Raw genomic sequence first — 12,461 nt, 5'->3', positions numbered from 1 at the left:
CCCAAGGCAGGGGCTTTTTTGTTGCTCATTTTCGCTAAAATAAAACTGCTTCTACTCGTTGACCTGGTGCCATCGTGTTGCGGCAAGACCTCCTTGAATCATGATCATAATCGTAATAGCAATTCATTGCAGTAATTCATTGCTTGTAATTACTTCTGTAGCAGACTGCATTGCATAAGGCTTATTTGGTTTATGGCCTTAGGTTTCCTGCAAAACCCATAAATTATACCTTATTTTGGAGCAGGCTTGTCCCTAAATCCCTAGCCTCACTCACTATCTGTACCTTTAGGAAAATGCGATAATGTGTGCTTCCAATATTTCTCGGTTGTATTGTGTATCTCCATTACATATATTGATTATAATATAGGAACACGTGTTCTGTAAATATAAAATTCCAATTAAAGGTTAAGGAAGTGAACATATGACATCCTCAACTTCCGCCCCATCCCCTGCGGATGAAGACCATCGTCTGATTAAAGGTCTGGTTGTGCGCACGCTATTGCTGGATGTACTTGAACGAGATATTCACACACTGGATACGTTGCTGCTGAAGATGCCCGAAGTCTACATTCTGTCGCTGACCCGCATTCAAAACAATGTGCTCAAGGAGATGTTGGCCCTTCGTAAACAGATGAGAACCCGCGGTGTCAAAGTACTGGAAGAGAAACGGGAAGCCGAGGGTATCGAAACTCTGTATATGTGCAGAGGGTATTGGCAACGGTTCTATATGCTGTGGACATTCGCACGTAATGAAGTCAAAAAAGAACTCAGTCGGCATCTGCAGATGGACTTGGCGCAGACCTGATACAACTCTAACAATATTGAACCCATCCCCAGCAAAACAAGTTGACCACGGAAGGTTACGTTCATTAAGATGGAGAAGAGATATCCAACCATTCCAATAAGGCATGAGTTGATTTCAACCGGATATACTCTCAACGTCTTATCAATCAAGGAGTTGTACTTCATGGATTTGAATACACATTCGATTAAACAAACACCCGCACATACAGGCATTGCCGCAGATGTAACAGAACTGATCGGCCAGACACCTGCCGTTAAACTGAACAGACTCACAGGCAGCAACTCTGCTGATGTATACGTGAAACTGGAATACTTCAACCCAAGTGGCAGCGTCAAAGACCGTGCAGCCTACAACCTGATCGTTCAGGCTGAACTTGCGGGACACTTGCTCCCTGGTGCTACCATTATCGAACCGACGAGCGGCAACACCGGGATTGGTCTTGCGATGAACGCCGCCGCCAAAGGATATAAAGCCATTCTGATTATGCCGGACAATATGTCCAAGGAACGCATCAACATTCTGAAAGCCTACGGCGCAGATGTGGTGCTCACCCCTGCTGCGGAGCGGATGCCTGGTGCAATTCGCAAAGCGAAAGAACTTCAAGCAGACATTCCAGGAAGTTTCATTCCGCAGCAATTCGAAAATCAGGCGAACCCGGACATTCACCGGATCACGACGGCTCCCGAGATTATGCAGCAGATGGAAGGCAGGCTGGATGCTTTCATCGCTACGGCGGGAACCGGCGGAACCATTACTGGCACCGGGGAAGAACTGCGTAAGCAGTTGCCCGATATCCGCATCTATGCGGTGGAGCCCAAAGGTTCTCCGGTGTTGTCCGGTGGCGAGCCCGGACCACACAAGCTCGTCGGTACAAGTCCGGGGTTCATTCCGGACATCCTGAATACCGACGTGTGGGATGCCATCATCCAGGTGTCCGATGAGGACGCACTGGATACGATGCGGCAGCTTGCTGCTCGGGAAGGGCTGTTGCTCGGCCCTTCCTCTGGCGCTTCGGTGTGGGCCTCCCTTCGCATTGCGAAGGAACTAGGGCCGGGGCACCGCGTGCTCTGCATTGCGCCGGATACCGGGGAACGGTATCTGAGCATGGGTATTTTTTAACACAGCATAAATCTGTACACATCACAAAGGGGCTTTCATGTCCCATAAGTCATGAGCATGACAGAGGCCCTCCCTTATTAGCGCTCATTGGTCATTGGTTCTAATGAACCTGACACACGCTATTCGCTCCTATTTTGCGCAGGTCTGACGTGTAACGAATCACAGCGACGTTATTTCTCCAAATTCGGTCGATTTACAGGCTTAAGAGCTATTTTCGGCGGGATAACGTTACTGAGATTCGTTAGAATTTACATCTCTTCATTATCACCCTAATAAGGTGCGGTAGGTCGTTAGAATGTTGGAGCGATTGGTAGCGAGGAGCGAGGGAAAACCCCTCGAAAAAAAGGGAAGAGAAGTACATTGAAGGAACCATCAAAACAAAAAAGCTCTTGCTCCCATACGGATGATGAATCCGCAGAGAACAAGAACTTATTTTGGTAAGAAACTTTGTATGAAACAAAGCAAGAATATTTAACGTAAGCTGGTTAGTGTGTCAGGGTTGTCCATTTCACACCTTCGGGAAGCAGGGCCGCAATGCGGTCTTTGGCTTCCTTTTTGGTATACAGCGATTCATCGAGAATGACCGCAGAACCGGAATCGGTGCTTGTCCGAATCAGACGTCCAAGACCTTGCTTCACACGCAGGAGCATATACGGAAGATCGATCTCTTCGTATGGTGCTGCCGACGCACTGCGTTTTGCATTGAAGACAGGGTCCTGTGGTGGATACGGAAGCGACCAGATCATGACATTGGATAATGACGGACCTGGAACGTCCAGTCCTTCCCACAGATTAACGGAGCACAACACACTCTCCTCATCCTGCTGGAATGCCGCGATCAGATCACTGATCTCCCGGTCGCCCTCATACATAAAGCGCAAACCTTCTGCTTCAGGTACATGAACGATGTCCTGCTTGAACGCACGTAGCTCTTCCATCGTACGGAACAGAACCAGCGCACGTCCCCCGCTCTCCTGAAGTAACGACACCGCATCACGCATGCGATTTTCGTTCTCCGGGTGACCCGGTATAGCTTCATCGGTAATTTTCATCTTCATTTTGTCCGCATAATCATACGGGGAAGCCACCGAGAATGATACAAAATCATCAATGCCCAGGCTGTCCGCCACATAACGGAATGAACTGTCCACAGATAACGTCGCGGAGGAGAATACGATTGGAATACCTGTGTTGAACACACGCTCGTTCAGCATTTCCTTCACGGTGCGCGGCATGATCGATAAGGTCGTCTCATCCTCGCTCTCTTCCGCCCAACAGATGTAACCATCTTCCTTGCGGAACAAGGCAAGCGCAGACTGAATCATATCGAGATGTTCTTCCACGACACGCATCTGATAACCATCCAGCGAGAACAATCCGCTCTCAAATACCAGTTCCTCACCGATCGCATCCAGCACACTCGTCAGACGTTCAATCTCACGCAGAAGCGGTGCTTCTACCCGAACTTCTTTCCGTTCCGAACCAGGGATCGCCACCGTATACGTATCCAGCAATGCAAACAGTCGCTCACTGCTCTCAATCGCTTCATCTACACACTCCGCGAGGGATTCACGAATCTCTCCTTCTAACAGGCGAGTGACGAGTTCCTCAAAGATGCGGTGTTTCAGCTTGTAGCTCAGTGCGTTCAGGGCTGCTTCTTCCAGCAAATGTCCTTCATCAAATACAACTGAACTGTGATCAGGCAGCAGTGGCAATTGTCCCTCGCGTTTGCGCGCATCATAGGTCCACACATGCTCCATGTAATAATCATGGGAACAGATGATGATGTCTTTGGAACGTCGGTAATGGTCACGCGACAGCGTCAGGCCGCAGCGTTGTCTTTTAGGACAAACAAAACAATCCTGGAACGGGTCCCAGTTGATTTTGTTCCACTGACGATCATTCAGATGTGGATACTGTTTGCGGTCACCATACGGATGAAAGGCCTGAAGTGTACCCGGCGTGTTCACAAAATCCGGCAGACTCTCATGCACTTCTTCAATAACAGGCGCATCTTCATCCGCAAATCGCATCGCACTTAGTTTGTTCAGACAGACGTATTGATCCGGTGACTTGCCCAGACGTGCGTCCACTTCCAAGTCCAGATGTGCAGCCAGCTTCGCAATATCTCCACCGGGCTTCACAAGCTGTTCAATCAAGGACTCATCGGCACAGGCGATCACCGCCGGTTTGCCCGTATAACGTGCATAACAGACCGCGTAGAGCAGATAGACTAACGTCTTGCCTGTTCCGACACCGGCCTCCGCCATAATGGTCTTTTTATCTCCATAGGCCCGTTCGAGCTGGTACGCCATAAAAATCTGTTCATCCCGTACCTCGAAGCCGAACTCTGGCAAAATATCGTAAAAAACATCGGCAACCCATTCCCCGAGACGGGATACAAAAGGTTCAGCCGGATCATATGCAAAAGGATAACGTTGTGTAGACAATCCTAGGTCAGCCTCCATTCTTAGACGCGGTCCTCTTTCATTTTTCCGTTCAAAAAAGGCCGCAGGGCAAAAGTTAATTATCTCACGCGATGAAGCGGGTGACAAGCTTTTTTTACGAGATTATTTGCGAGGTTTAATGTATAGAACCAATTTTCAGGGAAAATATATACAGGAATCCACTTTAAGGAAAGGCGGTGCTCCACTCCATGAATCATCAGTCTTCACAACCAGAGCATTCCTCAGACAAATCAGCTGAGACATTAACGGATCGACAAGGGCATCCCATTACGGACAATCAGAATGTACGAACCGTTGGCAGCCGGGGACCGACTACGCTGGAGAACTATCATTTTCTCGAAAAGATTACTCACTTCGACCGTGAACGTATTCCAGAACGGGTGGTTCATGCCCGCGGTGCTGGCGCTCATGGCGTATTTGAAGCGTATGGAACAGCCGGGGATGAACCAGTATCGAAGTACACACGTGCACGTCTATTTCAGGAAAAAGGCAAACAAACGCCCGTTTTCGTTCGCTTCTCTACCGTTATACATGGCGGACATTCACCGGAGACACTGCGGGACCCGCGCGGATTTGCTGTAAAATTCTATACCGAGGATGGCAACTGGGATCTGGTGGGTAACAATCTGAAAATCTTTTTCATTCGCGACCCGCTGAAATTCCCGGATATGGTACACGCCTTCAAGCCAGACCCGTTGACCAATGCACAGGATATGGAGCGGTTTTTCGATTTTGTATCACTAAGTCCTGAAGCTACCCATATGGTGACATTCCTCTTCTCTCCATGGGGCATTCCAGCGAATTATCGGCAGATGCAAGGCTCGGGCGTTAATACATATAAATGGGTCAATCAGGAAGGCACGGGCGTGCTCATCAAATATCACTGGGAACCGCTCAATCAAGGGATACGCAACCTGCTGCAACAAGACGCGAGCGAGATTCAGGGACAGAATTTCAATCATGCGACATTGGATCTGTATCACGCCATTGAAAAAGGGGAATATCCCGAATGGGAGCTGTGCGTTCAAGTGATGGAAGACGGCGAGCATCCGGAGTTGGATTTCGACCCGCTGGACCCGACCAAGTTGTGGCCGCAGGAGCAGTTTCCTTTTCTACCTGTGGGCAAAATGACGTTGAATCGTAATCCCGAAGATTATTTCAATGAAGTGGAGCAAGCGGCGTTCGGCACAGGTGTCTTGGTGGACGGGTTGGATTTCTCAGATGACAAACTGCTGCAAGGACGGACCTTCTCCTATTCAGATACCCAGCGTCACCGGGTAGGTGCGAATTATCTGCAACTGCCTGTGAATGCGCCGAAAAATCGGGTGGCGACCAATCAGAGCGGCGGGCAGATGCAGTATCAAGTGGATCGGGCGCCGAGTCAAAATCCGCATGTGAACTATGAGCCTTCATCGCTCGGTGGACTAAAGGAAGCGGCGCCACGTGGTAAGGAGCATGAACCATTGGTGGAGGGCAGGCTAGTGCGTGAGAAGATCGAACGTACGAATGATTTTGGTCAAGCCGGTGATACGTACCGGGCGTTCGAAGATTGGGAGCGGGATGAGCTGATCAGCAACATGGTCGGGGCTTTGGCGCAATGCAAACCGGATATCCGGGAGCGTATGATCTCTTACTTCACCCAAGCGGATGCGGATTACGGTCGGCGCGTCTCTGAAGGGTTGGCCTCTGTTCAAACCGATGATAGTGCGACAGTCCAACCGAAACATGAACCAAGCGTGGAGCAAGCGAAGAAACAGAGTCGTGAGACGGACGGATATTAAGGTGGATGGACAGCGTTTGGATCGCTGAGTCTGACACTGTTGGTACATTTGGGTATTTTGAGTAAGCAGATTACGTTCTGAATTAAACATAGCCCTGATCGTCAAGTTGCCAGTTGCAGCTGCTATCAGGGCTTTTTCATGACTAGCTGGAGTGTAATCTCCACTTCAGGATGTAGGCTGCTATTTATTTTAGGTTGAATGAAGTTCATAGGAGTGGATCATAAGTAAAACTGGTACTCTGAGGATGGAAAAGCGTACTTCTCTACGTTCATTTCAGATGATTCTTCGTTAAATGAGAGCTATCACCCAATGGAAAGATTACATAATTCACGTGATATTACAGGCATTGGAAGCCTGCAGGCCTGACCTGCCTGCATGTACCTCCATCTGATCAGATGATTATTGATGATAACGCTTACAACATTTACCATAAAGTTGTGTCCTAGAGATTACATCTAACCAGCCGGCATGACCTCTCTCATAGGTAACGGTCTGGTACACGGATACCACATGTTCTTCATTCTATTCCCAATTAACCAAGGAGGTTTACGTAATGAAATTATTCCCATCCACATCCACTCATGTATCTGCACGTTCTCTGAAGGAACGCTCCCTCAAATCCAAAATGGCCCAGATCTGTCTGAGTGCCGCGTTCCCTCTATTATTAATTGGTGGTGGATCGGCCGGTGCTGAGGAACTGATCGAGAGCAGCTTGCAAAATCCCTCTGAATCGGTGGCGACTTCGAATATCGCACTTGCTGCTGGTGATCTGTATGTGTCTCCTGGTGGCTCAGCCAGCAATCCGGGAACACTGAACAGTCCAACGTCACTGGCTAACGCATTGACCCAGATCGCACCAGGCAAAACGATCTATCTACGCGGCGGTACCTATAACTTCTCCCAGACCATTACCATTGAACGTGGCAACAGCGGCACATCGAGCCAACGTAAAAACCTGGTGGCGTATGGATCGGAAAAACCGGTCTTTGATTTCTCAGCCCAAGCCTTCGCTTCCACCAATCGTGGACTGCAAATGTTCGGAGACTACTGGTTCGTCAAAGGGCTTGAGGTGAAGGGTGCGGGCGATAACGGCATCTTCATCGGAGGCAGTTACAACCGTCTGGAGCAGATCGAAGCTCATCACAACCGGGATACGGGTATTCAAATGGGACGTTATGCTTCCACAGCCGCCAAGAGTGAATGGCCTGCATATAATGAAGTGATTCGTTCCTACTCCCACAACAACTATGACCCGGATGACGGCGAGGATGCAGACGGTTTTGCGGCCAAACTGACCGTTGGCCCAGGTAATGTCTTCGACGGTTGTATTGCGGCCTATAACGTGGACGATGGCTGGGATCTGTATAGCAAAACGGACACAGGTGCCATCGGCGCGGTTACGATCCGCAACAGCATCGCCTACGCGAACGGTGCAACAGCAGACGGTACTTCTACCTCCAACAGTGATGGAAACGGCTTCAAGCTCGGCGGCGAGAAGATTGCAGTGAATCATATCGTTGAGAACAGCATTGCGTTTAACAATAAAAAGCACGGCTTCACCTACAATAGCAATCCCGGTTCGATCCAGATGAAAAATAACACCTCCTGGAACAATGGGCAAAGCAACTTTGCCTTTGATGTAGGCACCCACATCTTCACCAATAACCTGTCCTTCCAAGGCGGTGCCAGCGACAAAACAAGCGGAACCGACGTTAGCAGCACCAACGTCTGGTGGAAGAACAAAAAAAGCGAGAACGCCAAAGGCCTGCTCGCCAGCGCAGCCGACTTTGTCTCCCTCGTGCCTTCGGTAACGCGCAGCGCGGACGGAACGCCTGTCTTGGGTAATTTCCTGAAGCTTGCGGGTGGCAGTGATCTGATTGGCTCAGGTACGCCATCGGGTAAGAATATTGGGGCACGGTAGGTAGTAGTTATTGAGATAAAGGAATAATTTAAAAGCAAAATCCCCTCTCCCATGCCAGCCTGCTCGGTGGTAATGGATGAGGGGATTTTTGAATTGTTGTGTAATGTCTGCTGGCTTCTAAGTAGATAGATAGTCACGGCTTGGCTAAAACCTCAATCATCATTCTACCGCCTGTGCGAAAACCTTGCTCAAACGCTGCTTCCACATACATAGATGTGGATTGTCCGATTAAGTCTATCAGTTGCTCCAAAGCATCGTATTCTGTATCTGTGAGATTTGTTTTGTAGTCCTGCATCAGGTCCGATATCTGGCGATTGATCTCCTGATACTCAGTTTGTTCAGGATGAATCGACTCGTCCAACCGCAGGTTTCCGTGAAACAAATCTTCGATCAGGTTTGACATGTTATCCTTCATGGTAAGGTCACCTCAGGAAGATTGTAACTCAAGGGATGAGGTGAGATGGGGATTTAGCGGGAAATCCGCTAAATCAGTCTTTAGTTCATTCAGAAGAAAAACTAAGCTCTTATTAGAAATTGCTCTCTCCCTTTCGAACTAATTCTTTAATTCGTTGATCTATTTTCTCTATTTCATTCACAGGATTCTTCCACCAGTTTCTGCTCCAGATTCGCTCAATGATCCAGCCTCTTGATTCCAGATATCTTTGTCTGTAAACATCACGTTCTCTAGCACTTGGCGAACTGTGATACATAGCCCCATCACATTCTATACCTAGAATATACCTGGAAGAATCATTTGGATGGACAACTGCCATATCAATTCGATATCCCGACATACCTACCTGTGTGGTCAGTACATATCCCAAGTTACGGAGTTGCTGATACACTTGTTCTTCAAATGGAGAATCGAATTGCACGGATTGTTGAACTGTCTGCGTGCTTATTGTTTCATTGATCTCTTGGATCACTGATTTGATATCTTCATTTTTATTTCCAGACACGGCTCTAGCATATTTTAGGTAACTTTTGAATAGCCTAGGACCTGGTTCAGAGGCATTGGCTACATTTAAATCCTCAGGCTCAATGCTGGAAACCACTGTTATACTTTCCTTAGCACGTGTAATCGCCACATTAAGTCGATTTTCACCATTCTTTTGATTGAGTGTTCCAAAACGGTTATGCACTTTACCATCTTCATTTTTAGCGTATGCGATAGAGAAAATGATGATATCTCGCTCGTCTCCTTGGACATTCTCAATATTTTTGACAAAGAGCCTTTCATCTAAGTCACGAGCCATTTGTTCTGTGTAAAGTACCCTGAACTCTTCGTCTTCTAATACTGTTTTATCAATCACGTCAAGAATTTTAGACTGTTGTTTCGCGTTGAAAGTAATAATACCAACCGATTTTTGATCTTGTTCGATTAATATCTTTTTCAACTGCATAACAACTTCCAAGGCTTCGACCTCGTTCGATTGGTTCAACCATCTGCCGTTTACCTTCTTCCAGACAATTGCAGGAGGTTTCTTAAACGGAGTAACGTTTGGCGCAATTTGGACATACCCATTATAAAAAGCATGGTTAGAGAAGTTAATTAGTTCTTCATATTTTGAACGATAATGCCACTGTAAAATTTTTTCTGGAAAGCGTCTTTTCGCTAGATTGAGTAAGCTTACAGACTCGTCGACATCATACTTTGCTTCGTCATCTTCTTCGTCATCTGCATAGCCGGATCTAAACAAATTAGATGGTTGAAGTTGCTTTTCATCCCCAGCTACAATGATTTGCTTACCACGGTATACAGAAGGCATACTACTTTCAACGGTTAATTGCGAAGCTTCGTCAAAGATAACGATATCAAACATTCCCTCTTGAAGAGGAAAAATAGAAGACACCACATCTGGCGAAGCCAGCCAAACGGGTAAAATATCTGCTAATACGTTATCGCTAAATTGGTTTACTAACTTACGAAGAGGCCAAATTAATCTCTTTTTACCCGTTTGATGTTTTAACTCTTTTGTAAATTGTCCTTTATTAAGCTGTAAAAGATTCACATGATTTTTTAATTCGTTAATTAAATATTTTGCGGATACTTTCCGTTTCTCTTCCAATAACTGTGCAAATGATTGGCGTATTCTCTTAAATTCATTTGTAGAAATCTTTTGAACATCGGGATATTTCGCTTCAATTTGATCAATCCAGTGTACATATGCTGAATTTTTAAAAATTTCCACCCAAAACTTATTGAGCGACTGTTCATAATCGACTTCTTTTTCCTGCAACGCTAAAATAACACTTTTTATTTCACTACTGGACTGCTTCCAGAACGTATCCATTGATTTCAAATCATCAAAATCTTGCTGGAAATATTCTAAAAACAAGATTAATTCTTCTAAAGGGATATCGCCGTCCGCTACTCGCTCCTGTAATCTGACTACATGTTCTTCCTTAACTATAGAACGTAATGCATTCAATTCTTCTGTTAGTGTCATGGTTAATTTGCCTAAATCGTGCGTGTTCTTCAAAATCTTTTTAATCTTTACCCACTCGCTTGAATTCGTCCCTTTGAACACCTCTCCATTCAGAATCTGATCAATAATGGACTTGCCTGTAATTCTGGTCCACCAGAATAAGCGTAGCCCTAGAAACGAACGCTTTTGGTCTCCATCAAGTTCTGGGTATATTTTGTTTATCTTTTGTTGTACTTCCCAAGCATAAGCAGGAGTGAACTTTATCAGACCTAGCTTTTCGATAATAGCTATGGCTATTTTTGCTTTGTCGATTAAATCTTCCAATTTTTTAATCGTGTCCAGTTTCTTTTTTATATCAAAGTCAGCAAAACTTTTACGATCACGAAGCGGATAATGTTCTTTTCCATACAACTCATACCATTCTCCATAGGTGAATATAGCCTCCGTCATTTTAGGAAAAGAATCCTTCGCCAACTGATCAGAAACACTTTGCAGCGAAATGATTTTGTTCGAATCGATAATAGGATTGGATAGGCCATAAAGTTCATACAATCTGTAACCAAACGGTTGCTTTTCGTAAAGTGCTTTTGCGATTGTATTAAGTAATTTTTCTTGCTCATTCAGCCTGGAGGTAACGTTTATTAATTCTTCTACAGCTTCAGCAAATTGCAAATCGTTATGCTCTAATACTGTCGTTATCTTTTTATAAAGCAATTTTCGATCAATATTTTCATCGTGCACCAGAGCAATATGATCACTTAAACCCAGTGTATTCATCCGTTGATAAACTACATCTAATGCAGCTCGTTTTTGACAGACTACAAGAACTTTTTTCTTCCTATGTAGAGCATCCGTAATTAAATTTACAATAACTTGGGATTTACCCGTTCCTGGAGGTCCGTGGACGACTAGACCTTTTTGAAAACGGGCTTCTCGAATAATTTCCTCTTGCGAACCATCACTTTGCAATACATTTAAAATGTCACCTTTAATATCAACTCGCTCATCAAGTTTGACTGGATTAGCCAGTAACCCTTCATCCCTTAAAGAATTATTATTAAAATCAATCATTTTTCCCACTAATGCAAGAGAGCTGGTCTCATTTAAATGAATTAATTCATCAAAATCACGAACAATGGCTGACCCTCCTTGCGGAAAATCTCCTATCACTGCATTTTCCAGCAATGTCATATTTGCTACTTCTGGAATGTCATTAGACATGTACTCTTTTAAGCGACTTAGCCCCGTTTCTGTATATTCGACCTTTAGCTGTTGCTTTCCTAAGAAATCGATAACTTCTTTAAAATCCATAGAACCTGCAACTGAGACAGCCTCTTCAAAAATCTCTTCTGGGAAATTAAGTTGATTTAATTTCTTTAAGGCCAGGAAAAGCGTTCTATTGAGCTGTGGGCCACCTTCTTCAAGTTGTATCACCCATTTTTGTAGTTTTGTGTTGTCTTTCTCTAATCGGATTGGAAATAAAAAAAGAGGGGCTTGAATAAAGGTACCATCAAAAAGAGTTCCTGATAAAAATGGATAGCCTAAGTATAAATCGTGGACACCTGATTCATCTTCTGTCGCTTTAATTTGACGATAAAGGTCTGTAAGCTTTTTGGATAAACTTATTGATTTTTCATTATCAATTGATGGTTTCAGTAAGGTGATTTTTTCTTTGATCCTCTGTTCTAAAATTCCCTTTAGAATTGATTCCGTTTCTTGCTTTGTTTCCACAATATCTATCATAGAAAGGTCAAAGCTCCATTTTTGATAAATCTTTAATAATCGAATAGAGCGATTACGTTTATTGATATTGTTTAGCTTGTCACGCATATGCACTAACTGATCTTTCAATGTTTTCACTTCCTTAAAACAGAAATTATATCAATATGGTATTATATTACACAAGAAAACTGAACAAACAGCAAAGGAACAGAAAAT

The 12,461-nt window shown here is 45.1% G+C and carries 7 protein-coding genes; 4 read left to right on the top strand and 3 right to left on the bottom strand.

What is annotated here, in order from left to right; all coding sequences use genetic code 11:
• Positions 1-421: 421 nt before the first annotated feature.
• Together MHB71_RS04365 and cysK are read left to right on the top strand one after the other, a co-directional pair.
• Entirely contained in the window at positions 422-805 is a 384-nt protein-coding gene (locus MHB71_RS04365) for a hypothetical protein (protein ID WP_036674948.1), read from the top strand.
• 162 nt (positions 806-967) lie between these two features.
• Complete coding sequence (gene cysK, locus MHB71_RS04360; protein WP_127545588.1) at positions 968-1,924, top strand: cysteine synthase A; 957 nt, start codon at positions 968-970, stop codon at positions 1,922-1,924.
• A 485-nt stretch (positions 1,925-2,409) separates the two neighbouring features.
• Here cysK and MHB71_RS04355 read toward each other — a convergent pair whose 3' ends face one another.
• Complete coding sequence (locus tag MHB71_RS04355) at positions 2,410-4,392, bottom strand: ATP-dependent DNA helicase (RefSeq protein ID WP_340028910.1); 1,983 nt, start codon at positions 4,390-4,392, stop codon at positions 2,410-2,412.
• Between the two features lie 188 nt (positions 4,393-4,580).
• Here MHB71_RS04355 and MHB71_RS04350 point away from each other — a divergent pair, with 188 nt between their 5' ends.
• On the top strand, positions 4,581-6,173 hold the full coding sequence (locus tag MHB71_RS04350) for a catalase (RefSeq protein WP_340028909.1): 1,593 nt from the start codon (positions 4,581-4,583) through the stop codon (positions 6,171-6,173).
• 553 nt (positions 6,174-6,726) lie between these two features.
• Positions 6,727-8,094, top strand: a complete 1,368-nt coding sequence (locus MHB71_RS04345; RefSeq protein ID WP_340028908.1) for a right-handed parallel beta-helix repeat-containing protein — start codon at positions 6,727-6,729, stop codon at positions 8,092-8,094.
• A 133-nt stretch (positions 8,095-8,227) separates the two neighbouring features.
• On the opposite strand, the gene MHB71_RS04340 is transcribed toward MHB71_RS04345, so the two are convergent.
• Together MHB71_RS04340 and MHB71_RS04335 are read right to left on the bottom strand one after the other, a co-directional pair.
• Positions 8,228-8,509 (bottom strand): DUF6809 family protein, encoded by a 282-nt coding sequence (locus MHB71_RS04340; protein WP_340028907.1) that lies wholly within the window; start codon positions 8,507-8,509, stop codon positions 8,228-8,230.
• 112 nt (positions 8,510-8,621) lie between these two features.
• The gene (locus MHB71_RS04335; RefSeq protein WP_340028906.1) at positions 8,622-12,374 is read right to left on the bottom strand and encodes an AAA domain-containing protein; all 3,753 of its coding nucleotides are present in this window, start codon (positions 12,372-12,374) and stop codon (positions 8,622-8,624) included.
• Positions 12,375-12,461: the final 87 nt, after the last annotated feature.

It is taken from the genome of Paenibacillus sp. FSL H7-0940 (assembly GCF_037979415.1).
Classification (GTDB): Bacteria; Bacillota; Bacilli; order Paenibacillales; family Paenibacillaceae; genus Paenibacillus; species Paenibacillus amylolyticus.
This window is presented reverse-complemented; position numbering and strand designations above follow the sequence as displayed.